Consider the following 24,754-nt stretch of genomic DNA (forward strand, 5'->3'; position numbering starts at 1 on the left):
AGCGAGCTCTCCAGCAAAACCGTCTTTGAGATGTCCTCGCAGGTGTTTGAGCGCTCTTTGGGATCTCCGCCTCTGGAGGTTCACCTGGCGGGAGAGGTGCCCTATCGCACCGCTTGGGCTTGGCAGCAAGCCAGGGTGGCTCGCCTGATCTGCAATCCGCAGCTGCCAGATGGGCTCCTACTGCTCACCCACCCGCCGGTCTACACCCTGGGGGCAGGGGCGGATCCCAAGTTCCTCAAGAGCTTGGCTGGACAGATAGGATCCCCAGCTGCCCGCCCAGAATTCCTCTCTGGACAAGGGCCAGAAATCCTGCGGGTAGAGCGCGGCGGCGAAGTCACTTACCACGGGCCAGGCCAGTGGGTTGGTTATGCGATCCTCAACCTCAGGCGCCACCGTCTGGATCTCCACTGGTACCTGCGCCAACTGGAGCAGGTGCTTATTGAAACTGTGGCCCACTTTGGCCTGCGGGGGGAGCGGATCCCTGGCCTCACAGGGGTTTGGGTGGAGGGGCGCAAAGTGGCGGCCATCGGCATCAAGGTTTCCCGCTGGGTGACCTACCATGGCTTTGCCTTGAATGTCTGCCCCGATCTGTCGGCCTTTGAGGCGATTGTGCCCTGTGGGATCCCTGATCGCCCGGTGGGATCCCTGGTGCACTTTTGTCCGGAGGTAACGATGGCTGCCGTAGCTCCGGTGCTGGTGGAGTCGTTCTGTCAGGTCTTTGGGCTGCAGGCTCAGGCAGTTTCCCTGGCCGAGTGGTTGGGAGAGCCTCGGCTTTCTGACAAGTTGCTGGGAGAATCAACCGCTCAGACGCCTAAGCGCAAGTGAGGGGAAAGACCAGACAGGTTACCCAACTTCGAGGTGGCCCTAGGTTTAATCCAAGGGCGGCTACTCCACCCCCAACTGGCGCAGCAGTTGCTGCAGGATGGCCTGGTTGGCAAAGTTGCCACTCTTGGAGAAGAGAGCCAACGCCTGGCGAAAGTCGGCCATGGCGGCTTCTCGATCCCCCAGTTGCAGGTGGGCCACGCCGCGGCTGAAGTAGGCTTCTGGAATTCGCGGATCCAACTGGATGGCCCGCTCCGCATCGGCCAACGCCTCTTGGGGCTGGCGCAACTGGTTGTAGACGTAGCTGCGGTTCACATAGGCCGGCGCATAGGTGGGATCCAACTGCACCGCCCGATCCAGATCCGACAGGGCAGCCACGGGATCCCCCCGCAGCAACTTGAGGGATCCCTGCCAGTTGAACTCGGAAGCGGTGTTTGGGGCCGAGGTCTTCTCAGGAGGAGGTGGGAAGGCAGGCAAAGAGATGGCAGGGGCAGGAGCGAGGAATGCTGCCAAGAAACCTATCAGAGCTATCCTTCCCCATCGACACTTGATTGTGCTCCGCACCGCTAATGACGTCCTCTTCGGATCCCGAACTAGTTCAATATAGACCGTCGGCGAGAGGGGCAACCCCCTGCACTTAACTTGCAAGGGGTGCGGGGAGCTACAAGTTCCGCGCTCTGGCGGGAAAGTCAGGGTCGAGATACCGACTCCTCTGCCAAGTCGTTCTGTGACGCGGGGCAGGAATGCCCAATGGCAAGGTTGGGAGGCCCAAGCTCTATTGGCTAGAGTGAGGGCGGGGGGATGTTACAAGGAAAGCTTCTGGAATAGATGAGCCACCGGCAGGGCAAATCCTGGAATAACCTCTTCACCTTCTAGAAGATCAACCGATTTCAGGAGGCGGTCAGGCTCTTGAGAGCTGCGATACACCAGGACGTAGTGCTCGCTGGGGTGAACCAGCCAAACCAGGCGGCTGCCATTTTCAAAGTACTCCACCAGCTTGTCATGAATTTCTTCAACCGTATTGCGGGGGGAAAGCACTTCAACAGCCAGATCTGGAGCGCCTTCCAAAAATCCTGTGGGCAGTTCAGCCATGCCCTGCAAGCGTTCTTTAGCAAAAAAAGAGATGTCAGGGGAGCGCCAATTTCCACTCTTCATCTTAAAAGCAGTGCTGGAATCTAAAACGATCCCCAGCTTGTTGGACAAAACGTAGGGGGTCAAAGCTGCCAATAGGAGGCTGCAGACATAACCATGGAGTGCCCCCGCGCTTCCCATATCAATTGGCTTCCCATCAACAATCTCGTAGCGATGTCCCTCCCTGGACAACGCCATGAATTCTTCGGCTGTCCAAGCTCTTTTTCCCTGAGTTGGCACAGCTCCGACGGTCATCTGCAAACTCCTTGCTGCTCCTTCGACACCGCAAGCCAAGCCCGCAGGGATCCCCCAGCGGCTTTTCCTCGAGGGGGGACGCCAAAGGCTAAAATAGCCTAGCTCATCCTACTGTACCGACGGAAAAGGCACCTTGATCGAGCGCTACACTCTGCCCGAAATGGGCCAGATTTGGTCCACTGCCCACAAGCTCCAGACCTGGCTGCAGGTGGAGCTGGCTGTCTGTGAAGCGCAAGCGGAGCTGGGGCGGATCCCGCAAGAAGCCCTGCAGGAGATCAGAGCCAAAGCCGCCTTTGACCCGGCGCGGGTTTTGGAAATTGAGGCGGAAGTGAAGCACGATGTTATTGCCTTCTTAACCAACCTCAACGAGCACGTGGGCGAGGCAGGGCGCTACATCCACCTGGGCCTGACCAGCTCGGATGTGTTGGATACGGCCCTGGCCGTGCAGCTTGTGGCCTCGGTGGAGATCTTGCAAGCTCGCCTGGCCGACCTCATCGCTGCTATCCGCGACCAAGCTCGGCAGCACCGCTACACCCTCATGATCGGCCGCACCCACGGTGTTCACGCCGAGCCGATTACCTTTGGCTTTAAGCTGGCAGGGTGGCTGGCCGAGTGCCTGCGCCACCAAGAGCGCCTAGCTCGCCTGCGGGAAGTGGTGGCGGTGGGCAAGATCTCTGGCGCCGTGGGCACCTACGCCAACGTGCCTCCCCAGGTGGAGCAGTTGGCCTGCGCTCGCCTGGGCCTGAAGCCCGATACAGCCTCGACACAGGTAATCTCGCGGGATCGCCACGCTGAATACGTGCAAACCTTGGCTCTGATTGGCTCTTCCCTAGAGCGCTTTGCTACTGAAATCCGCCACCTGCAGCGAACAGAGGTACTGGAGGCTGAGGAGTACTTTGCCCCCGGCCAAAAGGGATCCTCTGCTATGCCCCACAAGCGCAACCCCATCAAGGCGGAACAACTGACGGGGCTGGCCCGTCTCCTGCGCGGGTATGCCGTCTCGGCCCTAGAAAACATTCCCCTTTGGCATGAGCGGGACATCTCCCACAGCTCGGTGGAGCGGGTTATCCTGCCCGATGCCTCCATTCTCTGCCACTACCTGCTGGTGAACATGGCCGACCTGGTGCGCCACCTGCAGGTTCACACCGGCAACATGGAGCGCAACCTCAACCTCTACGGCGGCGTCATCTTCAGCCAGCAGGTGCTGCTGGCTTTGGTGGAGAAGGGCCTTAGCCGCGAGGAAGCCTACCGCCTGGTGCAGGAAAATGCTCATCGCGCCTGGAACCAGCCGCAGGGGGACTTTCGCGCCAATCTGCTGGCGGATCCCCGAGTGATGGCCCACCTGAGCGAGGCAGAACTGCAGGCTTGTTTTGATCCGCGGCGCCACCTAACCCATTTGGACGAGATCTTTGCCCGCCTGGGCATTTGAGGGATCCCCTATGGTTTGGCAGCGGCAGCACGTCTTGGGCTTGGCGGATTTTACTCCCGAAGAATACCAGATGGTTTTGCAGACCAGCGCCAGTTTCCAGGAGGTGTTGACGCGGCGGTTGCCCAAGGTGCCCACCCTGCAGGGGAAGGTGGTGGTGACGCTGTTCTTCGAGCCTTCCACCCGCACCCGTTCCAGTTTTGAGCTGGCGGCCAAGCGCCTTTCGGCCGATGTGCTCAACTTTTCCCCTGGCACCTCTTCCTTGAGCAAAGGGGAGGCGCTCTTGGATACGGCCCGCACCTTTCTGGCCATGGGATCCGATCTCTTAATCGTTCGCCATGCCCAGGCAGGAGTGCCGCAGCAGTTGGCTGCCGAGATCGACCGCCGCGGATCCCCTGTGGGCGTTCTCAATGCCGGGGATGGACTGCACGAACATCCCACCCAAGGTTTGCTGGATTTGTTTACCCTCTGCAGCCATCTGGATCCCCGGCGTCCCCGTCTGGAGTTGCTGCAAGGGATCAAAATTGCCATTGTCGGCGATATTCTCCACTCGCGGGTGGCCCGCTCCGATATCTATGCCTTGGTGGCTGCCGGAGCTGAGGTTCACTTAGCCGGCCCTCCCACCCTGTTGCCCAAGGATTTTGCCCAGTTTGTGCCCGGCCATACACTCCCTGTCCATTGGCAGCTAGAGCCTGCCCTCGAAGGGTCGCGTTTTGTCATCACCTTGCGCCTGCAGCAGGAGCGCATGGGCGAGTTCCTTCTCCCCAGCCTGCAGGAATACCACCACCTTTTCGGCCTCACGCGGCAGCGGCTGCGCCTGTGCCACCCAGAGGTGAGGGTTTTACACCCCGGCCCGGTCAATCGCGGTGTGGAACTCAGCTCCGAGGTGATGGAGGATCCCGGCTTGAACCTGATTGAGCAGCAGGTCACCCACGGCGTGGCGGTGCGCATGGCCCTGCTGTACCTCATGGGGGGCGGGCGGATCCCAGCTTAGAGCCCAGATCTTTCTCTGCTCGGGGAACATGTAGAGCTGCCCCACGTCTAGAAGGTTGGAGTCTATCTTCTAACCAATTCTCTCTGCCAAAAGCCGAAAGAATCTCTGGGCGGGGCTTTTCCCGCCCTGCTGAAATCATGTCCAAGCTTGCCGAGAGGTGAGCAACATCTTTGTCTCAAATTTTACACATCTTGGATCTGGATCGAGTTTTTTTGCAGCCGTCTAAGCTTAGCTCTTATTCAAGTTGTGTCCGTTTGATTGGTTGTCAAATGAGATAGAAGTTCAGCAGTATAAGCCTTTTCGCGGATCCTGGGCTCCAGGATCCTGATTTTGCTGAAATCCAAACTGGCCAAAACCACCAGATGGAAAATCGAGGTTTGGAAACGAGCCAGCACACTCAAAAATATCGATTTTTCTCTTGACTTAACCCAAAGTTAACCTTTAGATATCCCTCCGTTAACTTTGAGGTTATAGGGTTGAAGATGTTGATTTGCCACAGATATTACCTATGCGAACCCTGCTTTCTGCTTTCTCCCTCACCGCTCTAACAGTAGGATTTCTAACAGCGACCTCGGCTCAAGCCCAAACCGTGCAAATCTCCGGGGCGGGCGCGACCTTTGCGGCTCCTTTGCTGCAACGTTGGTTTGACGCCTACAACCGCACCGTAGACCCCACTGTGCAAGTCAGCTATCAGTCTGTCGGTAGTGGTGCTGGCCTAGAGCAGGTGATCAATGGCACTGTGGACTTCGGCGCTTCCGAGGCGCCTTTCTCCGGTGCTCGCCTGGAAAGCTTCCGAGCTAAATACGGCTATGAGCCCCTACAGTTGCCTCTGGCGGGAGGGTCCATCGAGTTTGCCTATAACCTGCCCGGCATTGAAGGCGGAGAGCTCATCCTGAAGCGGAAAACCTACTGCGGCATCGTGACCGGCGAGATCACTCGCTGGGACGACATTCGCATCAAGGCCGAGAACCCAGGTATAGCAAACAAGCTGCCACCCCTGGACATCACCTGGGTACACCGCTCTGATGGTTCTGGGACTACCTTTGTGTTCACCAACCACATCAGAACTGTTTGCCCTAATTGGACAGCCGGTGCTGGTACTTCTGTCGAGTGGCCTGTTGGCATTGGAGCCCAAGGGAATGAGGGCGTAGCCGCCACCATCAAGCAGGAGCCAGGGGCAATTGGCTACGTGAACCAGTCCTATGCCAAGCTGGAAAAGATGACCACTGCTCGCTTGGAAAACAAAGCGGGCAACATTGTTGGGTTCTCGACTGAGGCAGCTACCTCGGCGCTTGATGCTCCCATTCCTGATGACTTTGCGCTGTTGGTGCCCGACCCTGAAGGGCCAAATGACTACCCAATCGTGGGCTTGTTCTGGGTGATGCTGTACCGCGAGTATCCCGATCAGCAGAAGCTGACCAAGCTGGTGGAGGCTCTGAAGTGGACCCAGGGGCCAGAGGGTCAAGCCATCACCAAGGAGCTGGACTACATCCCTATGCCTGAGGCGGCTATCCAGCGGATCTTTGCAGAGCTGGATGCCATCACCGTTAACCCCAAGGCGGTGCGATGACTGGGTTGCAGCCTGAACTCCACTAGAGTGGAGCTGGTGGCCGGCTGAGGAGGCAGATGAGGCTTTCTCGGTCGGCTGCTGGGCTTACCTTGCACGGTGGGATTTTTAGGAAAGATTTTGAACCGAAGATGATCATGGGAGAGAGGCTATGACTTCAGCGGCTACGGGTTATGGTTCACCACCAAACCCGGATATCGATGTTGACATTGAGAAAAAGGCGAGCCTGTCTCGGGCTGTTGATGTGGGCTTTGTCCGCCTGACGCTGGCCTTGGCAGGGTTTGCCGGCATTATCCTCATCTGGGTGATTCTTCAAACCACCGAAGCGGCTCTGCTGGCGATTCAGCAGTTTGGCTTGGGCTTCCTGGTTACTGCCCGCTGGAACCCGGTGGAAAACATCTACGGGGTGCTACCACAGATTTATGGCAGTTTGGTAACCTCTCTGGTGGCTTTGATTTTTGCCATCCCTCTGGGCATTGGCACTGCCATCTTCCTGGCGGAAGGTTTTGCCCCCAAGTGGGTAACGGAGCCGATTGGCTTTGCCGTTGAGCTGATCGTGGCCATTCCCAGTGTGGTGCTGGGGCTGTGGGGGATCTTTGTGCTGATTCCAGCAGTGCGGCCCATCTTTCGAGCCATTAACCAGACGCTGAGTTGGATCCCTTTCTTGGGTGGCCCGGCTCCGCGGGGGCCCAGCTTGTTGATAGTGGCTGTGGTGCTGGGGATCATGATCTCTCCCATCATCATCTCCATTACCCGCAGTACCCTTGAATCTCTGCCACGCAGCCTAAAAGAGGGCGCTTTGGCTCTGGGGGCAACCCGCTGGGAGACCCTCTTAACGGTGATGATCCCTGCCGGCCTGTCGGGCATTGTCAGCTCGATCATGCTGGCGCTGGGACGGGCCCTGGGAGAGACCATGGTAGCGGCCATGCTTTCCGGCAACGCCAACCGCATCAATATCTCCCTAATGCAGCCGGGATCCACCATTACTGGCTTGATTGCCTCTCAGTTTGGCGAGGCAGGACGCTTGCAGGTTTCGGCTCTCATGTATGCCGGCGTGGTGCTGATGGTGCTGACGTTATTGGTCAACATTGTTGCCGAGATCATCATCCGCAAGTTTCAAAACTTGGAGCAGTAACTTGGGAAGCAGAAAGAAGATAAAGGAGCACTGTTATCATGTCCGACTCAGCACAGCTTGCCCCTGAGAAGGTTGACATCGACATTACTCGTGCCGCCATTGCCCCTGTCCGCAATTACACAGGCATTGTCCTAACCCTGCTGAGTGGCCTCTTTGTGGCGGTGATCATAGCTTCCCTATCTTGGGTGCTGTGGGATGTGGGCAAGGAAGGCATCCAGCGGATAAATTGGGATGTCCTCACCCAGACCCGCTACCCTGCCCCTGGCCTGGCGGAAGGGGGCTTTGGTCACGCAATTGTCGGCAATTTAATGGTGCTGGCTACGGGGGCGGCTTTGAGCTTTCCCTTCGGCATCTTGGCGGCAGTGTACTTGTCTGAATTCGGTCGCGGCACCCGCTTGGCTTATCTGGTTAAGTTTTCCTGCAATGTGCTCACGGGGGTACCGGCCATTCTCTGCGGCCTGTTTGCCTATGCTGTGGTGGTGAGGGGATCCGGCTTTTCGGCTTTCTCGGGAGGGGTGGCTTTTGGCGTGCTGATGCTGCCGATTGTCGTCCGCTCCACCGAGGAGGCGTTGCTGCTGGTTTCGCCCGACATGCGCTTGGCTTCCCTTGGCCTGGGCTCAAATCGCTTTCAGACCACAATGCGCGTTGTTTTGCCGGCAGCGGCACCGGCCATCGTAACCGGGCTAATCCTGGCTTTGGCCCGAGCGGCAGGCGAGGCTGCACCTCTGCTCTTTACCGCCTTCAACAACAATTTCTGGTCTACTGATCTCTTTGGCCCGGTGGCTACCTTGCCGGTGATGGTCTACTTTTTCTCCATCATTCCCTACAGGGTGCAGCAGGAGCTGGCTTGGGCGGGCGCTTTGGTTTTGTTAGCCATTGTTTTGGCGGCCAGCTTGACCGCTCGCTTTTTGGTGTACAAGACCAGGAAATAGCCTGAGGATTCTCAACAAAGTCTTGAATCGAACTCTTCGTCGAACTCTAGCTCTTTTTGTGAGTGCTGCCATGCAAACTCAATCTCTTAACCAGACCTCTTACGTTTTCAGGACCGAGAACCTGAATGTCTACTATGGCTCCAATCTGGCGGTAAAAAATGTTACTCTGGACATCCCAGCCCGACAGATTACTGCGTTTATCGGCCCTTCCGGCTGTGGCAAAAGCACGATCCTACGTTGCTTCAACCGCACCAACGATTTGATCCCCGGTGCTCGTGTAGAGGGCAAGCTCACCTACCACGGCAAGGATCTCTACGCCAAAGAAGTCGATCCGGTGGCGGTGCGGCGGCGTATCGGCATGGTCTTCCAAAAACCCAATCCCTTCCCCAAAAGCATTTACGACAACGTGGCCTACGGCCCGCGGGTGCTGGGGATGAAGGTGGACTTGGACGAGGTGGTGGAAACCTCGCTGAAACGGGCTGCCCTCTGGGATGAAGTCAAAGACAAGTTGAAAGAAAATGGTCAGTCGCTGTCGGGAGGGCAGCAGCAGCGCTTGTGTATTGCCCGCGCTCTGGCGGTACAGCCGGATGTGATTTTGATGGATGAGCCCTGTTCGGCACTGGATCCCATTTCCACCCGCCGCATTGAGGAGCTGATGAAGGAGCTGGAGGAGGAATATACCATCATCATCGTCACCCACAACATGCAGCAGGCCAGCCGCGTCTCGGATATGACGGCTTTCTTCAGCGTGGAGCTGGTGGGATCCAACCGTGTGGGCGAGCTGATTGAATTTGACAGAACTGAAGTCATCTTCAACAGCCCCACCAAGCAAGCCACAAGAGATTATGTGGAGGGCCGCTTCGGCTAATCGACCTGGCCGGACAGGGATCCTTCCCATACTGTTCTCGGCAAACCCTTTTGCAGGCAATTTCTGCCGATGATGGAGTCTGAAGAACCGTTGCACCCAAATACGGATACCCATGATCGTTGCCGCTCCTGACAAGCTGCAGGCTTTGCGTTCTGACTTAGAGGGTATTGAGATCATCACTGATCCGGCTCAGGTGGCCAAGTTGTCGTTGGATTTTTACCACTACAGCCCCGTGCTGAGCCGACAACTGAGCGACAAGCGGGGAGATTTGGTGGTGCGCCCCGCCGATGAGGCCGAGGTGATGCGGGTGGCAGCGGCCTGTGCCAGGCTGCGGATCCCGGTTACGGTGCGCGGTGCCGGTACCGGTAATTACGGCCAATGTATCCCGCTGGCCGGGGGTGTGATCCTGGACATGGGCAAGCTCAACCAGGTGCTTTGGGCCAAGCCGGGCTTGGCGCGGGTGCAGGCGGGGGCCAAGTTGATGGCCATCGACAAACACACCCGGGAGATGGGCTGGGAGATCCGCATGGCTCCTTCCACCTATCGCACGGCCACCATCGGGGGGTTCATTGCCGGCGGCAGCGGCGGCATTGGCTCTGTGACCTACGGCCAACTGCGGGATCGCGGCAACATCTTGGGTTTGCGGGTGGTCACCCTGGAGGAAGAGCCGCGGGTGCTGGAGCTGCGGGGAGATGAGGTATTCAAAGTAAGCCATGCCTGGGGCCTGAATGGGATCATCACCGAGGTGGAGATTCCGCTGGCGCCTGCTTACCCTTGGGCAGAGCTGGTGGTGGCTTTTCCCCCCGCAGGAGGGTTTATGCCCTGTGCCCATTTTGGCCAGGCCCTGGGCGATGCGGATGGGATCATCAAGAAGATGATCAGCCTGCACGCTTGGCCGATCCCCAGCTACTTTGCGCCGCTGCGGGGCTATCTGCCAGAGGGATCCGCTGTGGCCCTGTTGATGGTGGCCGAATGCAGTGTGGAGCCGCTGTTGGAGCTTGTCCGGGAACATGGGGGCCAAGTGGTTTACAACAAAACTGCCCAAGAGGCCGCCAAAGGGATCTCGCTGGGGGAATTTTCTTGGAATCACACCACCTTGCACTGCCGCAGCGTGGATCCCAGCCTTACCTATTTACAATCGGCTTTTCCCGCCGATCGGGAGCTGAAGCTGGTGCAGCACATGTACGAGTATTTTGGCGACGAAGTGCTGATGCACCTGGAGTGGATTCGCATCAACGGGCAAGCTACCCCTGTCGGCCTGCAAATTGTCCGCTTTACCACCGAAGAGCGTCTAAACGAGATCATGCGCTACCACGAAGAGCAGGGAGTATTTATTGCCAACCCCCACACTTTCATCATCGAAGACGGCGGGCGCAAAGTGATGGATCCGCGCCAGATTCGTTTCAAAGAAGAAGTGGATCCCTATGGGTTGCTTAATCCGGGCAAGATGCGCACCTGGCAGGAGCGCACCTCTGCTTGAGGAATAGCAACAGTAGCACAGCAATTGGCCTTGGTCTATCTGTATTGCCCATGTTTAATCCCTGATGGATTGTCTGGGCAGGACAACACCAGTCCAAAGCTCTACAGTCAGTACTGTGGGAATGCTGTCCACCGTTAAATGCTTTGTGGTGTGGACTGTCAAACTTCCGGCAGCCAGTCCTCTGCAAGCACCAACTCTGGGGAGTAGGGGCAGACATCTGGAAATGTCGAGATTTCTATCCCCGTTTGCCTGGCTGCTTGGCGGCGCGCCCGTTGATAACTCTCTTCAAGTTGCTCTACCAGATAACCTTTTAGGCTAGGGCTATCTTCTATGGCCAATCCGATTTGGGTTCGCGCATCTGTAATGGAATCTAGCCAGCTATCTGAACGGCGCTGAGGTTGATACTGCCACTTGAGCAGATGCAGCAGAAGGCGAGTTAATTGACTGGTAATCCCTCGTCGTTCGCTCTTACCCAAATTCTCAACCTCTTCAATTAAGTGTGTTAGGTCAATTTCATGCCAGCGCCTTTCCCGCAATAGCCGGGTTGTTCGGTCAATCCACAAGTTAAAGTCTGTCGAGTATAGATTGCTCATAGCTTTGTCCTGCTGAAAAATAGGGTCGCGATAATTATGAAATCCAGACTACGTCCTTCTTGAGTTTACTACAATAATGCCTGTAACACCTGAGTTCTCAACCGTCTGGGAGCAGAGCACTCTGGTGATAAACCTTATCCAGACAACTCTTTCTATGGTCATTTCGACTTAAACCGGAACACTGCACCCACACCTAGGGTGCACCGAGCCAGAAGGCTGTTCTCAATAGCCCAGGCGTCTTACCCTAAACTGAAGCGACTGTATTTGACGAAGAGTGGATGGAGAGGGTGCATCTGTGGAGAAAGGTTCGAACAAATGCTTTAACTGCCATAGTAGTTGATGGCTAAAGTTCCCACTAGGGTAAACTGCAAGGTCAAGATCACGAAGTAGAAAATGGCGCGGGGCTTGAACAGAGTGAGCATCAAGCCTATGGCTTTCAAGTCTACTATCGGCCCAAACACCATAAAAGCCAACAGGGATCCCGGCGTGAAGGTGGCGGCAAAGGAGAGGGCGAAAAAGGCATCCACCGTCGAGCAGATGGAGATGATCCCGGCCAGGGCCATCATGATCAGGATTGAGAGCAATGCATCTTGGCCATAATCCAGCACAAACGAACGCGGGATCACCGTTTGAATCAGGGCCGCCATCGCCGAGCCCAAGATGAGCACGGATCCCAATTCGCGGATCTCCCTGGCCCAGGTCTGCAGCAGGAGAACTCCTTTTTGTCCCCTGGAGGGAGAAGGCGCAGCGGCCAGAGCAGAGCGATACACATCTTCAGCCGTTTGTAAAGTGGCCAGGGATCCGCCAGAGGCCCCTTGAGCAGGGCTCTGGGATCCAATCCAGAAGGTGCCCCCCTGCAACAACGGCGAGCGGGAGATGTTCTTCGGATCAGCTTCTTGGGAGCAATTGCGCTGCAGCTCCCGCCAGACTGACGGCTGCAACAGAGGCTGGAAATCCTTTTGCAGGCTGAAGATCAAGCCGACGACAACCGCAATGCCGAAGGAAAAGAGAACTCGGTAGATCACCAGCTCCGGCATGGAGCGAAAGGCAATCCAAGTGGAAAAGATCACCACCGGGTTAAACACCGGCGCCGCCAACAGAAAGGCCACCGCCACGTGGGGTGGGATCCCTTTGATCACCAGTTGACGGGCCACCGGCAGGTTGCCGCACTCGCACACCGGGAAAAAGAATCCTAAAGCGCCACCGGCCACCGCGCTGCCGATTTTGCCTTTGGGCAGGAAACGGGCCAACTGGGATCCCTCCACAAACACCGCCAGCAGCCCCGACAGAAACACCCCTAGCAGCAAAAATGGCATGGCCTGCACCACAAGGCTCAGAAACAGGGTGAACCCGTCTCGCCAAAGGGGAGAGTCCAAGAGGCTCAACACACCACCTCACGCACGACTTGGGCCTTACTGAGTTTGGATCTCGGCCCAGCGCCCTGTCAAACGGCTCTCAACCCCGCTCTTCTATAGGGATGTAGCGTTGCTGGCGTTCACCTGTGTACACCTGGGTGGGTCGGAAAAGCCGATTATCGGACAACTGCTCCCGCCAATGGGCCAGCCAACCCGCCGCTCGGGCAATGGCAAACACCGGTGTAAACAAATCTTCTGGGATCCCCAGCTTGGCGTAGACCAACCCTGAGTAGAAGTCCACATTCGGGTAGATCCCCTTCGGCCCCAGCAACTCCTCGCACACCCGTTCCACTTCCAGGGCAATGTCGTAGTACTTGTCGTGGCCGTAGCGCTCAAATAGCTCTTCGGCCAGCCGCTGCAGGATAGTGGCCCGCGGATCCTTCACCTTGTAGACTCGGTGCCCCATGCCCATGATGCGCTGTTTTTTGGCCAGTTTCTCCTCGATAAACGAGCGCACATTTTCCACCGAGCCAATTTGCCGCAGCAGCATCATCACCTGTTGGTTGGCCCCCCCGTGCAACAGCCCCGAAAGGGTACCCACCGCCGTGGCCAGGCTGCTGTAAGGGTTAGCCAGCGTGGAAGCGCTCACCAGAAGGGCAAACGTGGAGGCATTGACTGTGTGCTCGGCGTGCAAGATGAGACAGGTATCGAAAATGCGGGCCAACCAGGGATCCGGCTTCTTGCCCGAGAGCATGTATAGGAAATTGGCAGCATGATCCAGGTTGTCGTCCGGGGGAATGGGATCATTGCCCTGTCGCATCTGGTGGAACATGGCCACCATGGTCGGCAGCTTGGAGAGCAAGCGGGTGACGGTGCCGAATACATAGTCGGGATCCATCTCCCGCAGCGGGTAAAACAGCCCCAAGCCCGCCACACAGGTTTGCAGAGCATCCATCGGGTGGCCCGACTCTGGAAACGACTTGATCATGTCGCGGATGCGGTATTTCACCCGTCGATGACTGCGGATCGCCTGATCAAAGTTGTCCAGCTCCGATTGGGTCGGCAGCTTTCCAAAGATCAGCAAGTAGGCTGTCTCCAGAAAGGTACTGTGGGCGGTCAATTCCTCGATGGGGATGCCCCGATATTCCAGGATCCCCGCCTGGCCATCCACAAAACTAATGTTGGAGCGTGTGGCCGGAACGCCTTCCAAGCCTGGTCTGTATTCGCCATCCGCCATGGTCGGATCCTTAGAGCAAGTATTTCCTAGATAATGATGAATCAAGGGTTGCCAAAGGTGCCTGGAACCCAACCCCTTGTTCCTCTTGGGCAGCACTGACCCCGCTTTGCCCCATTGACATGCTCCCTGCTCTAGAGGGCGAGGATTCCAGTTACTGGTTCCGTGACAGCACTTACCGTAAAGGACTCCGTCTCGCTTTCGCAAGAAGGTTTCCCCTCTACGACAGCGGCGCTTGTCTCCCCAGTGGTTTTCTTTTTCAAGGCGGCTTCCCCCTGCCCTAGGGTGTTGTTGCAGACAACAAAAAACTATTACAAAACTATTTATTTATTATTATTTGTTTGGGTTTGACCCAGTCGTTAAACCGTTGGGCTTCTGCAGCGGTTGACTACCCTGCCGCTGCCGGCAGCATAGCACAAAGCCGCTCCCTACTGCTCCGCAAGCTGTCGCGACTGCGTCAGCGAGCCGTGAGCCTTGAGGGCCCAGTTTTTGGGTAAAGCAAAGTTTGGATCCCTGCAGCCAAATGCTGCCCCTGTCATCCTTCACAGAGAGCTGGGCTGGGATCTGCCTTCTATCTTGCAACAGCTCCCGCTGCCCGACGCAAAAATTGTTGCTATGGTGAGAACTGCGCCCGGCTTGAGGGATCTTGGCGCCTGCCGGAGCCGTGAAAGTTCGCTCCCCCGCTTGGAGATCGGCATCGATGTCGGATACTGCTCAAACTCACCTTGGCTCCAGCCCAGTGCAAGGACTGGAGTACGTGGTGCTGGGAGTGGCCACTTGCTTCCAGCAGGATCAGGAAGGTCGCCTGGTAGAGGTTTTGGTGGCCGAGCCGGTGCCTGCTGCCGATTTGGACTGCCTGGCCCAAGAACGCCGCAGCACTTCCTATGTTCTCCTCTACGCCACAACCTACGCCGAGATCGTGAACAACGGGATCCCAACTTTGCCTGCCGATGTTTTCCCGCCAGGGGTGTTGTTGGGAGAAGACTTCGTGGAACGGGTGCAGGCAGCGGCCCGCACCTATCGCAGCAAGCCCCAGTTTCGCCATATCCCCCTGCACCAAACCTGCACTCCAGAGCGGGGGGTGTTCAGGCTCAATCACAGCGTTGAGCCGCGACGGATCCTCAACGCGGTTGTGGAGGTGAAGGATGCCGACAACATCAAACAGCACCCCCACACCCATCAACGGCTCTGACTCACTGGGCTGTACGGGTCAGACGTGCCCTGGAAAGCAGGTTGAACCGCCACTCTGGGCTAGGCTTCGGGATCCCTCTACCCTTCTGGAGCAGGTACGCAGCGGTCAGCAGTTTGGCCCGGCGTTGCTTGCTTCTGTGCCGGACGAATGGCTAGGACGGTTGGTGGGGGTGTCGGGAGATCTGATCCAACGTTGCCGTCGAGAAATGAGGATCCCCGCTGGCGCTTTGGGCTGCAGAGAGCAAGATTGAGACGGGGGGAGCCCAAGAGAGAAACTCGAGCGCTTGTTTCACCAAAAGACAAGCTGCTGCCGCCTCAACCCCAGCAAAAGGACGGCAAAACACTTGGTCAAAGGAATTGGTGGCTTTCCGGCTGCAACACTATCTCGCTCGGTACAGCACCAGCGGGCGCTGTAAGGGCAAAGCAGATGGCTTCCGCAGCCGTGGCAGGGCTGAGCATCTTGTCTCGTTGCACCTTCAGGCTGATGGGATCCCAGAAGGGTGAGTCGATGCCCCCGAAGTAAAACAGCGTAAATCTGACCCCAAAGCGCTTCAGCTCATCGGCCATGCACTTGCTAAACCCGACCACCCCAAACTTGGCCGCACAGTAAGCAGAGGCCATCGCCATGGGATAACGTCCAAGGACGCCGGGAAAATTGAGGATGTGGCCGGATTTTTGCTCCCGCATGGGGTTGGCAGCCAGTTGGCTGGTGTAGAAGCTGCCCTTCAGGTTGACCGCCAGCATTCGCTCCAGGTCTGCGGGGGTTAGCTGGGGAGCAGGCTTCAGGATCCCGGCCCCGGCCAGGTTAATCAGCACGTCAATGCGCCCATGCTTTTGCACCGTTTGGTTGACCAGTGCCTCTACCTGGGCATAGTCCGTCACATCAGTGGGGATCCCCAATCCAGAGGCAGCCCCCAAAGAGGCTGATTTCTCCACCAGAGCTCGCAGGGGCTCCTCTCGCCGAGCGGCCAACACCAGATGGGATCCGGCCTGAGCCAGCATGGGCACCAGGACGCTGCCGATACCCCCTGTTGCCCCTGTGATCAAAATAACTGCCTGCGATAGCGGAGAAGACACGTTACGTTTCTTAAACTCTTTTTCCCATCATACACAGGGATCCCGACAAGCCAGTCACAGCCCCACTGGATCCCTCGACAGAGGTCATCTGAGCGGTGGAGAAGACAGGAAAGGCTGGTACAGCCACAACCCACTGAACCCCAGGGTTAGGAGAGTGAGGGGCAGGCCAAAGCGCAGATGTTCTCCAAACGAGAGCACGTAGCCTTTTTTGGCCGCTGCCTCGACTGTGATCAAATTGGCCACCGCCCCAAATAGAGTCAAATTGCCCGCCAAAGTGGAGCCAGCAGCCAGCAACAGCCAAGCGGTGGTCTCCTGTCGGGGCAGGAACGATTGCAGCAACAGCACCGCCGGCACATTGGAGATGAGGTTGGATAAAACGGCCACACTACTCAGCAGGGCAAGAGGGGATCCCGCCAGACTCTCTGCCAAGGATCCCAAGCCCATCCCCCAAGCAGTGACCAGCTCTCCCGTTGCCCGCGTCAGGATAAATAGCCCGGAAAACATCACCAGCAGATTCCAGTCCACCTGCTCCAAAAATCGCTCTGGCTTCAGCCTACGGGTAATCAACAACAGGGCCGCCGCCACCAAAGCCGATTCTGCCAAGGGAAGTCCGGCTACAAAGGCCACAAACAGCCCCCCCGTAATCACCACGCTCTTGCGCAACAGGGGCGGGTAGAGCCGCAGCGGCAGCCAAGGCACCTGGGCAAAGGGTTTCAACGAGCGCACCTCAGGGTAGTACAACCACAGCAACCCCACTTCCAGCAGCAGCCCTACCACGGCAATGGGGGTCATCTGGGCAGCAAACTCCAGGTAGCCGATCCCAGAGAAGGAGCCGATCAAAATATTCTGCGGGTTGCCGCTCAGGGTGGCGACGGATCCCAGGTTGGTGGCTGCCGCCAAGCCCAGCAGATAGGGAATCGGGTTTAACCCCAGCACCGTTGTGACCTGCAAAGTCAGGGGAGTAAACACCAGCGCCAGCGTGTCGTTGAGCAGGAAAGCCGAGAGCAGCCCGCTGCCGAACACCAGCATGATCAACAGGCCAAAGGGGCTGCGGCTCACCCGAATCAAGCCCAGCAAAGCCAACTGAAAAGCCCCCCCATAAGACAAGCTGGCATTTACCACCATCATGCTCAGGAGAAACACAATCGTGGTCGGGTCAATGGCTTCCCAAGCCTGCCGTAGCGACAAGGTCCCCAAGCCAATCAACAGGGCGGATCCCACCAGGGCGATGGTGGCCCGGTTCATACGCAACCTAGGCAGGGATCCCAGTCCCAACCCGACATAGCTCAAACCCAACACCAACCAAGACAGCCCCTGCACCCCCCGATCCCTCCCGCACTTCTTTCAGGATCCCTGATGGGTTCAGCCAATGGCAAAGGCTGGAGTTGAAACAGGCCCAACATTCCCGATACTCAATGAAGTCACAAATAAGTCACAAGAACCAATCATGGTCAGAAACCTTTCGGGATAGTCCAAAAGCTCCGCTGGATCAGCGCGTTTGCCTCGGCGAGCTGCAGACCGAGCAGAGGTGGCGAGAATATCCAAGGTCTGGCCATCGTTCGTAGGATAATGGGAGCCCGCAGACATTGAGTTACCCACCGTTCACTGAGGAGTTGTCCCCTTGGTCAAAGAACGCGTAGAGGTCATCGTCCCGGCCACCACCGCCAACTTGGGGCCAGGGTTCGACTGCATCGGTGCAGCCCTAGAGCTCTACAATCACTTCTATTTTCGCGAGATCCCTTCCGGCCTCAGCATCCACTACCGTGGCAGCGACCACATCAGCCAAAGCAAGGACAACCTGGTGTACCGGGCTTTTTGCCGCGCCTTTGAGTTGCTGAGTAAGCCTGTGCCGGGGGTAGAAATCGAAATTACCCTCAACGTGCCCCTGGCGCGGGGGTTGGGCAGTTCTGCCACCGCCATTGTCGGCGGCTTACTGGGGGCCAATGCCATTGGAGCACTCAACTTAGCTCCCGAAACCCTTCTACAACTGGCTATTGCCTTGGAGGGCCACCCAGACAATGTGGTGCCCGCCCTGCAGGGCAGTTGTCAGCTTTGTGTGCAGGGACAGCAGGGGCAATGGGTGTTCTGTCCGGTGGAGTGGCATGAGAGCATTGGCATCCTGGCCGTAGTGCCCAACTTTAAGCTTTCCACCCAAGCGGCCCGCGAGATCCTGCCCAAATCCGTCAGCTTGGCGGATGCGGTTTTTTCCAGCAGCCATCTGGGCCTGCTCATTCGCAGCTTGCAGTCGGGGCGGGTGGACTGGCTGAAGGTGGCTCTGCAGGATCGGCTGCACCAGCCGGCGCGTATGGAGCTGATCACTGGGTTCAAAACGGTTCAAGCTGCAGCCATGGCTGCCGGAGCCTATGGGGTGGTGATCAGCGGAGCCGGCCCCACTCTTCTGGCCCTCTGTGCTCCCGAGAATCGGGAACGGGTGGGATCCGCGATGGTCAGCGCTTGGGCGCAGTTGGATATTGAAGCGGAGGCCAAACTGCTCAACCTGGACCGGCAGGGAGGACGGGTGGTGATCCACTCCCAGCCGTCTGGATAGGAAACTCCCTGTCCAATCGGGGAGCTACCCTGCTGCCGGGAAGCCATCTTGCAGCAGCAACACCAAGGGCGGAAGAAATAGCCAAGCCGCCACCATCAAGGACGCCACTGCCGCCATCAACACCGCTGCCGCCGCGCAATCTTTGGCGATCTCGGCCAGGAGATGGTACTTGCTGCCCAGGGTGAGATCCACCACTGCTTCCAGAGCGGTATTCACCAGCTCCAGCGCCATCACCAAACCGCTGGTTAGGCTAATCACGGCCATTTCCAGGGCGCTCAGCTGCAGGCCCAGCCCAAGGCCAAAGGCTATCACCGCCACCGCCATGTGGATGCGGAAGTTGCGCTGGGTGCGGATGGCATAGACCAAGCCCTTGCCCGCGTAGTAGAAACTTTTGCCCAAGTTGTCGGCCACTTGCCAAGAGGGGGGGCGTCGCCAGGGATCCCTTCCCAAAGGCTCGGCACTGGCTGCCCGATCCGCCTCAGATGGCTGCGCTGGGTCTCTGGAATGGACGCGCCGCCGGAACACCGCCAGGCGAGAACGCTCCGGCAACCGACTAGGGCTGTTGGCCATGGGCCACCTCCCCATCCAGTTGGATGGCTGCGAGCAACTGTCGCTGTTGCTGCAACATGCGCTGCAGGGACAGTTCATCCGGGTGATCCCACCCCAGCAGATGGAGCAACCCGTGGCTGGCCAACCAGGCCAACTCTTGCGAAAGACGATGCCCCTGCGCTTTGGCCTGTGCGCGGGCGGTGGGCACCGAAATCACAATATCCCCCAGCAGGCGTACCCCCGTTACGTCTTGGATCTCAAAGGGGGCAAACATCTCCTGCGCGGCAAAGGCCAGCACGTCGGTAGGCTCGTCGAGGTGGCGAAACTCGCGGTTGAGCTGGCGGATGTGCTCATCGGAAGTGAGGCAAAGGCTGAGCTCGCATGGCTCCTGGACTCCCAGCTCTTTCAGCCAGATCTCAAACCAATGACGCCAAGTGGCTTCTTCAACCGGGCTGGGGATGTTGAATTGCAGATAGAGATCTAAAAATCCATCCATGCGGGCCTCACTCACACCACGCCCCTTATTCTACTGGTTTGCCCAGATTGGGCCAGGTTTTGCTTCTTTGCTCTGCCAGCTGTTTCAGCGCCTGTCGTAGTCGATTCTCCAGCTCATGGCAGCCCGAATGCAAATCCTCTGGCGGGAACAGATCTCCGGCAACGCCGACCGCCCAGGCCCCTGCTTGCAGGTATTCCGCTGCCCCGGCCAAGGTGACTCCCCCTGTGGGGATCAACGGCAGAGATCCCAGCACCGATTGTAGATGGCGCAGGTAGCGGGATCCCCCCATGCTCTCCACCGGAAACACCTTCACTGCCGTTGCCCCCGCCTGCCACGCCCTCCAGATCTCGCCGGGGGTGAGGGCACCGGGCACGATGGGCAGCCCCACCTCCCGACCCCAACGGATAACTTGCTCATCGGTGAAGGGGCAAACGCAAAACTGGGCTCCTGCCTGCCAAGCCTGCTCCGCCACCTGCCGATCGAGAACAGTGCCCACCCCTATCCAACACTGCGGGTGGTCTTGCCGCAGTTGGGCAATCAACTCCAGGTATTGGGGAACTTGCGTGGTGATTTCAATGTGGCGGATCCCGGCCCGGATGGCCAGCATGGCTCCCTCGAGAGCTTGGGCTGGGCTGGCCCAGAGGCGGATCACGGCAATCAGCGGCTGCTGCCACAGATGGAGTAACCAGGGGTGCTGTGACCCTTTTCTGAAACTGCACTCAGCATCCTCGAATGCCATCTGTAGGAAAATACCCGCTCAGTGTTTTGCAGTTGCTTGGGTTTAGCTTAAGTTTAATTGCAATCCAAAAACGAAAAAGTCAGCCTGCCAATGAAATAATGACAAACCATAAAGCCTAAACGTCTTTTCTTTCAAGGGAAAGCCTAGCAGATGACTCAGGAACAAGCAAAGCCGGTGTTTTATAGGGGCAACTGTTTGCGCGTTCGTGGCCTTTGCCGGAGTGTTTGCTTTTCCCAGCTTTTCACGGCGTTGCTGGTTCCTGCTCTGGCCTTGTTGTCTCCCTAACCGGTGCTGAACTCAGCAGAGAAGAGGAGGAAGATTCCTCAAACCAAAGGTGCCGCAAGGTATCCCGTCTGTATGAGGCAACTTTTTGGTTGGCCTTCTAAGCGTGAGGTTTGCCAGCAGGTGAGCGGCCAGTTTATCGTCATTTCCTAGTTTTTCTAGTTTTTCTAGTCCGTTGAGGTTGCTGCCGCTTGAGTTGCATGCCGTCAGGCCTGTGGGATCCGGAGGTGGAGTCGCTACTGTCTGGCTCTTCTGTTGCTGTTCGGAGTAGCCCTAAATAGCCAGCTCAGGCCCGATTCAGATCCGTGGGGATCTTTGTATCCTTAGGGTCGATGGGTCAGTCGCAGAGGGTGTGAGGAGTGACGAGTCTCAGTCGTGGGGCACACAGGCTAAAAGGGTGGATAGCGCTCGGATTGCTCACCCTCTTGCTGTTGGGGGGACTGGGGGGGGTTGCCCCGTCTCAGGCGCAGAATGTCAACCAATTGCAACAGCGGCAGCAGCAGATCCAGCAACAAATCCAGAGCACTCAGCGCCGCTTGGGAGAACTGCGCCAAGCAGAAGAAGAAGCCCGCCGCCGCATGGGATCCCTGCAGCAAAACATTCGACAGACCGAATCCAGCCTTCGCGACAATCAGTATCGTCTGGAACAAGCCCAGAAAGCCCTGGAGCAAGCTCAAAAGGAGCTACAGGAGCTGGAAGACCGCCTGAGACGGCAGCAACAGGGCACGGCTGCCCGTTTGCGCTACATGCAGCGACAGGGGGCCGAACATTGGTGGGCTTTGCTGCTCACCAGCCGTGACTTGAACGAGTTTTTCGACCGCCGCCACCAACTGCAACTGTTGATCGAGGCGGATCGGCAGTTGATCCAAGAGCTGCAAGCAATGGCCAAGGAGGTGGATCAACAGCGCATTGCTCTGGAGATGCAGCGCAACGAGATCTCTTTGATTTTGCAGGAGCTGGCCGCCCAGAAGAACCAACTGCAGCAGCAGGCGGTCGCCCAAGAGCAGCTGTTGAGCCGCTTGGCCAACGAACGCGCGGCCTATGAAGCAGCCCAACGGCGGCTGGAAGCCGATTCCCAACAGTTGACTCTCCTCATCCAGCAACTGATCGCCCAGCAGGCCCAACAGCAGGGGGGCAGGGATCCCGTTCAAGGGACGGGCCGATTCATCGCTCCGGTGCGCGGGCCGATCACCAGTGGCTTTGGCTGGCGGGTTCACCCCATCTACCGCAGTCGCCGCTTTCATGCGGGGATCGATTTTGGTGTGCCCACCGGCACTGCGGTGAGAGCCTCCGACCGGGGCACCGTCATCTACGCCGGCTGGTACGGCGGCTATGGCTACACGGTGATTGTGAATCACGGGGGCGGCATCACCACCCTGTACGCCCACAACAGCCGCGTTGCCGTTGGGGTAGGCCAGCAGGTACAGCGGGGGCAAGCAATTGCTGCTTCCGGCTCCACCGGCCTCTCCACCGGGCCCCATGTTCACTTTGAAGTGCGCGTCAATGGCCAACCGGTGGATCCCCGCCGCTACCTGTGAAGCAAAGCCTCCGTCGGCAACAGCTTCAGGGATCCCGCCTGCAATGTCCACCGCACATCGGCAATGGAGGACAGCTCCTCCGGGTCGTGGGAAACCACCAACACCGTCCAGGTGGACTTTAGCCGAGCCAACAGCTCGATCAACTGCCGTCGCACCGACCAATCCAATCCTGCCGTCGGCTCATCCAGCAACAGCAAAAACGGGCCACGGATCAACTGGACGGCCAGGGCCAAGCGCCGCTGTTGCCCGCCGCTGAGGCGGTTTGGGGAGGTATGTAGAGGGATCCCTTCCAATCCCACCTGTCTGAGGGCGTTTTCGATCTCTTTTCTCTGTAGCTCTGGATAACCAAAGCGCATTTCCTCCAGCACCGTCAAGCCGCAAAAGTGGCGCTCTGGAAACTGAAACACCAACCCCGCCATGCTGCGCAAGCGGTTGGGGGAAAGTTCTGCCCCTCCCCAGGTAATCCGTCCTTGGGTGGGCCGCGCCAAGCCAGCCAAAATCTCCAGCAGGGTGCTCTTGCCCGCCCCACTTTTGCCCACGATCAGCCCCAACTGGTTCAGGCCCAACTCAAAGGAAAGATCGTTGAGAATGGGCTGGGAAACGCCTGCCGGATGGTAGGAAAGATGCTGAACTTGCAACATGGGGGGCAAAAGAGGGGGATGCTGTCGTTATTTTGGCACCGGAAGATCCCCGCGCGACAGCTATGGCCCTTCTTCAGCGGGAAGGTCGAAGCTTGGGAAACACCTCTATCCGGAGGAGCAGATTAAGCTAGCCTGAAGGTAGGGTAAATTATCGCTCTGGTTATCCTGATGGCGCAGCCTTCTTCTGCAGATTCTCCTTCGGTTGGGGCGGGATCCCCCCCCCAGCTGAGTTACACCCGCCTGGCCATGCGCAACATGGTGCGCAAAGGCAAGACTTCCCTGCTTCACTTCACCCTGACAGCGGTGGGGTTGGTGGCCCTGCTGGTGGGGCTGGCCTACCTGTTTCACTAAGTTTTCACTGAGTTCCGCGAGAGTGTCCTGGCTATACCCTCTTGCAGTTGTTCCTAGGGCGGGAAAGCCACACCCTGAAAGGTCTTTCTTGTTACACTCCATGTCGCTTCTTAAGCTTTTCCCAAGATTAGGTGTTAGGAAGGAACAAGCAGCAATGGCTCCTACGGTTGGACCTACGGTCCGCTTCCGCGAACGAGCGCACGGCAATCCCGGCTGCTGAAACGCCAACCTTTGGCTTTAATGCTACGCATCGCTAACGCGACTGGACTTTGGCCTATGCAGACTTCGCCAGACCTCACCTCCGCTCGTTCTGTCATTCGCCTGCTGTTGTTTGCCAAGAGTCGAGCTGTCGTTGCCGAACTTGAGGAACATCTGCGCCAGCACATCCAGGGGTTGCCCGGCCAATACCCTGCCCAACTGGAAGTGGTGCCGCTGGAGGAGCACCCCTACCTGGCGGAGCATTACAAGCTGGTGGTGACCCCGGCTCTGGTCAAGGCTGAACCCTTGCCTGCTCAGGTTTTGGCAGGCGAAGACTTGGCGACGCAGTTGGAAGTGTGGTGGCCCCGTTGGCAAGGCCAGGCGGCTTTGGCCTCCGGCCGAGTAACGCGAATGGCTTCCCATGGACCTACGGTCCGCTTCCGCGAACAAGAGGGGGCAGGACGGGATCCCGCCTCCCCTCCGACCACCGAGGCGCTGTTGCAAATGTCGGAAGAGGTGTTTTTGCTGCGGCAGGAGCGGGCCCAATTGCGGGAGCAGTTGGACTTCAAAGATCGCGTTCTGGCCATGCTGGTGCATGATTTGCGCAGTCCCCTGACGGCCACGGCTCTGGCGGTCGAAACCCTGCAGCAGGGGCGGGAGGGATCCCTGGACAAAGCGCTGGAACGGCAGTTGTTCGACCATGCCCGCCAGCAACTGCGCAAGATGGACAGCATGATCACCGATATCCTGGAGTCGGCCCGTGGCGCTGCCTCGGAGCTGAGGATTCGAGCCGTAGAAACCCAGTTGCCCGGCTTGTGTCAGGCGGTGATCGAGGAGCTATGGCCGCGCATTCAAGGCAAGCGGCTGCAGTTTCAAGCGGATATTCCCGTGGATCTGCCCTCTGTTCACGTGGATCCCGACAAGATCCGCCAAGTTCTGTTCAACCTGCTGGACAACGCCATCAAGTACACCCCCGCCGGGGGATCCATCCGCCTCGATGTCCTCCATCGCACCAGCCAAAAGGTGCAGGTGACCGTCAGCGATACTGGCCCTGGGATCCCGGAAGCCGACCAAGAGAGCATCTTCTCCGATTCTGTCCGTCTGTCTCGGGATCAACAGCAGGAGGGCTATGGCATCGGCCTTTCCCTCTGCCGACGGATCGTGCGCGCTCACTACGGCCAGATTTGGGTGGAGTCTTCCTTGGGCAAAGGCAGCAGCTTTCATTTCACTTTGCCCGTGTATCGGCTCTGCAAGGGCTAGCCGGGAGCTGGCTCCCCATGGGTGTAAACTACCCGACCCTGACTACTTCGCAGTACAGGGCGGGCTTAAGGCCTCCGGCCCGCTGGCGCGAA

The 24,754-nt window shown here is 58.0% G+C and carries 24 protein-coding genes; 13 read left to right on the plus strand and 11 right to left on the minus strand.

Annotated elements, in window-relative coordinates; all coding sequences use genetic code 11:
• The first annotated feature begins 30 nt into the window (after nucleotides 1-30).
• Nucleotides 31-825: a lipoyl(octanoyl) transferase LipB gene (gene lipB, locus NW839_RS05295; RefSeq protein ID WP_414352147.1), complete on the plus strand. Its 795-nt coding sequence runs from the start codon at nucleotides 31-33 to the stop codon at nucleotides 823-825.
• A 60-nt stretch (nucleotides 826-885) separates the two neighbouring features.
• On the opposite strand, the gene NW839_RS05300 is transcribed toward lipB, so the two are convergent.
• Together NW839_RS05300 and NW839_RS05305 are read right to left on the minus strand one after the other, a co-directional pair.
• The gene (locus NW839_RS05300; RefSeq protein ID WP_414352137.1) at nucleotides 886-1,335 is read right to left on the minus strand and encodes a tetratricopeptide repeat protein; all 450 of its coding nucleotides are present in this window, start codon (nucleotides 1,333-1,335) and stop codon (nucleotides 886-888) included.
• Nucleotides 1,336-1,626: 291 nt separating this feature from the next.
• Entirely contained in the window at nucleotides 1,627-2,208 is a 582-nt protein-coding gene (locus NW839_RS05305) for a Uma2 family endonuclease (RefSeq protein ID WP_011430559.1), read from the minus strand.
• Between the two features lie 133 nt (nucleotides 2,209-2,341).
• On the opposite strand from NW839_RS05305, the gene purB reads away from it, so the two are divergent.
• The 7 genes from purB to NW839_RS05340 all read left to right on the plus strand — a co-directional run bounded on the left by purB (nucleotide 2,342) and on the right by NW839_RS05340 (nucleotide 10,610).
• A complete protein-coding gene (gene purB, locus NW839_RS05310) occupies nucleotides 2,342-3,637 on the plus strand; it encodes an adenylosuccinate lyase (RefSeq protein WP_414352136.1) in 1,296 nt (431 codons plus the stop codon).
• Nucleotides 3,638-3,647: 10 nt separating this feature from the next.
• Nucleotides 3,648-4,628 carry an aspartate carbamoyltransferase catalytic subunit gene (locus tag NW839_RS05315; RefSeq protein ID WP_414352135.1) on the plus strand — a complete coding sequence of 327 codons (981 nt, stop codon included), beginning with the start codon at nucleotides 3,648-3,650 and terminating at the stop codon, nucleotides 4,626-4,628.
• Nucleotides 4,629-5,136: 508 nt separating this feature from the next.
• The gene (gene pstS, locus NW839_RS05320; protein ID WP_414352134.1) at nucleotides 5,137-6,198 is read left to right on the plus strand and encodes a phosphate ABC transporter substrate-binding protein PstS; all 1,062 of its coding nucleotides are present in this window, start codon (nucleotides 5,137-5,139) and stop codon (nucleotides 6,196-6,198) included.
• A gap of 148 nt (nucleotides 6,199-6,346) precedes the next feature.
• Nucleotides 6,347-7,330, plus strand: coding sequence for a phosphate ABC transporter permease subunit PstC (gene pstC, locus NW839_RS05325; protein ID WP_414352133.1), 984 nt, complete (start codon nucleotides 6,347-6,349; stop codon nucleotides 7,328-7,330).
• A 38-nt stretch (nucleotides 7,331-7,368) separates the two neighbouring features.
• Nucleotides 7,369-8,262 carry a phosphate ABC transporter permease PstA gene (pstA, locus tag NW839_RS05330; protein WP_414352132.1) on the plus strand — a complete coding sequence of 298 codons (894 nt, stop codon included), beginning with the start codon at nucleotides 7,369-7,371 and terminating at the stop codon, nucleotides 8,260-8,262.
• A 70-nt stretch (nucleotides 8,263-8,332) separates the two neighbouring features.
• Entirely contained in the window at nucleotides 8,333-9,130 is a 798-nt protein-coding gene (gene pstB, locus NW839_RS05335; RefSeq protein ID WP_099883872.1) for a phosphate ABC transporter ATP-binding protein PstB, read from the plus strand.
• A 112-nt stretch (nucleotides 9,131-9,242) separates the two neighbouring features.
• Nucleotides 9,243-10,610, plus strand: a complete 1,368-nt coding sequence (locus tag NW839_RS05340) for an FAD-binding oxidoreductase (RefSeq protein ID WP_414352131.1) — start codon at nucleotides 9,243-9,245, stop codon at nucleotides 10,608-10,610.
• Between the two features lie 158 nt (nucleotides 10,611-10,768).
• Here the strand turns inward: NW839_RS05340 and NW839_RS05345 are convergent, their stop codons facing one another.
• The 3 genes from NW839_RS05345 to NW839_RS05355 form a co-directional block, all read right to left on the minus strand.
• Nucleotides 10,769-11,203 (minus strand): DUF29 domain-containing protein, encoded by a 435-nt coding sequence (locus NW839_RS05345; RefSeq protein ID WP_011433505.1) that lies wholly within the window; start codon nucleotides 11,201-11,203, stop codon nucleotides 10,769-10,771.
• Between the two features lie 320 nt (nucleotides 11,204-11,523).
• Nucleotides 11,524-12,579 (minus strand): permease, encoded by a 1,056-nt coding sequence (locus tag NW839_RS05350; protein ID WP_414352146.1) that lies wholly within the window; start codon nucleotides 12,577-12,579, stop codon nucleotides 11,524-11,526.
• A gap of 79 nt (nucleotides 12,580-12,658) precedes the next feature.
• Complete coding sequence (locus NW839_RS05355) at nucleotides 12,659-13,795, minus strand: citrate synthase (protein ID WP_414352130.1); 1,137 nt, start codon at nucleotides 13,793-13,795, stop codon at nucleotides 12,659-12,661.
• A gap of 697 nt (nucleotides 13,796-14,492) precedes the next feature.
• Between NW839_RS05355 and NW839_RS05360 the strand changes: the two genes are divergently transcribed.
• On the plus strand, nucleotides 14,493-14,984 hold the full coding sequence (locus tag NW839_RS05360) for a hypothetical protein (RefSeq protein WP_414352129.1): 492 nt from the start codon (nucleotides 14,493-14,495) through the stop codon (nucleotides 14,982-14,984).
• A 347-nt stretch (nucleotides 14,985-15,331) separates the two neighbouring features.
• Here NW839_RS05360 and NW839_RS05365 read toward each other — a convergent pair whose 3' ends face one another.
• Both NW839_RS05365 and NW839_RS05370 read right to left on the minus strand, forming a co-directional pair.
• Nucleotides 15,332-16,060, minus strand: a complete 729-nt coding sequence (locus NW839_RS05365) for an SDR family oxidoreductase (protein ID WP_011433499.1) — start codon at nucleotides 16,058-16,060, stop codon at nucleotides 15,332-15,334.
• An 84-nt stretch (nucleotides 16,061-16,144) separates the two neighbouring features.
• A complete protein-coding gene (locus NW839_RS05370) occupies nucleotides 16,145-17,380 on the minus strand; it encodes an anion transporter (RefSeq protein ID WP_414343561.1) in 1,236 nt (411 codons plus the stop codon).
• A gap of 301 nt (nucleotides 17,381-17,681) precedes the next feature.
• Between NW839_RS05370 and thrB the strand changes: the two genes are divergently transcribed.
• Entirely contained in the window at nucleotides 17,682-18,608 is a 927-nt protein-coding gene (gene thrB / locus NW839_RS05375) for a homoserine kinase (protein ID WP_011433497.1), read from the plus strand.
• 24 nt (nucleotides 18,609-18,632) lie between these two features.
• Here thrB and NW839_RS05380 read toward each other — a convergent pair whose 3' ends face one another.
• Genes NW839_RS05380 through eda form a run of 3 tightly spaced genes read right to left on the minus strand, consistent with a single transcriptional unit; the run spans nucleotide 18,633 to nucleotide 20,392 of the window.
• Nucleotides 18,633-19,178 (minus strand): diacylglycerol kinase family protein, encoded by a 546-nt coding sequence (locus NW839_RS05380; protein WP_414352128.1) that lies wholly within the window; start codon nucleotides 19,176-19,178, stop codon nucleotides 18,633-18,635.
• Nucleotides 19,162-19,653 (minus strand): rRNA maturation RNase YbeY, encoded by a 492-nt coding sequence (ybeY, locus tag NW839_RS05385; RefSeq protein ID WP_414352127.1) that lies wholly within the window; start codon nucleotides 19,651-19,653, stop codon nucleotides 19,162-19,164. Before ybeY ends, NW839_RS05380 begins: the two co-directional genes overlap by 17 nt.
• A gap of 25 nt (nucleotides 19,654-19,678) precedes the next feature.
• On the minus strand, nucleotides 19,679-20,392 hold the full coding sequence (gene eda / locus NW839_RS05390) for a bifunctional 4-hydroxy-2-oxoglutarate aldolase/2-dehydro-3-deoxy-phosphogluconate aldolase (RefSeq protein ID WP_414352126.1): 714 nt from the start codon (nucleotides 20,390-20,392) through the stop codon (nucleotides 19,679-19,681).
• A 695-nt stretch (nucleotides 20,393-21,087) separates the two neighbouring features.
• Between eda and NW839_RS05395 the strand changes: the two genes are divergently transcribed.
• A complete protein-coding gene (locus tag NW839_RS05395; RefSeq protein ID WP_414329593.1) occupies nucleotides 21,088-22,212 on the plus strand; it encodes a murein hydrolase activator EnvC family protein in 1,125 nt (374 codons plus the stop codon).
• Here the strand turns inward: NW839_RS05395 and NW839_RS05400 are convergent.
• A complete protein-coding gene (locus NW839_RS05400; RefSeq protein ID WP_011433492.1) occupies nucleotides 22,203-22,853 on the minus strand; it encodes an ABC transporter ATP-binding protein in 651 nt (216 codons plus the stop codon). The two genes, NW839_RS05395 and NW839_RS05400, sit on opposite strands and share 10 nt — an antisense overlap.
• Before the next feature lie 168 nt (nucleotides 22,854-23,021).
• On the opposite strand from NW839_RS05400, the gene NW839_RS05405 reads away from it, so the two are divergent.
• Together NW839_RS05405 and NW839_RS05410 are read left to right on the plus strand one after the other, a co-directional pair.
• Nucleotides 23,022-23,204: a DUF3285 domain-containing protein gene (locus NW839_RS05405; RefSeq protein ID WP_414352125.1), complete on the plus strand. Its 183-nt coding sequence runs from the start codon at nucleotides 23,022-23,024 to the stop codon at nucleotides 23,202-23,204.
• A gap of 276 nt (nucleotides 23,205-23,480) precedes the next feature.
• Entirely contained in the window at nucleotides 23,481-24,662 is a 1,182-nt protein-coding gene (locus tag NW839_RS05410) for a histidine kinase (RefSeq protein ID WP_414352124.1), read from the plus strand.
• The last annotated feature ends 92 nt before the right edge of the window (nucleotides 24,663-24,754 follow it).

This window comes from Synechococcus sp. R5-15 (genome assembly GCF_047462035.1).
In the GTDB taxonomy this organism is placed as follows: Bacteria; Cyanobacteriota; Cyanobacteriia; order Thermostichales; family Thermostichaceae; genus Thermostichus.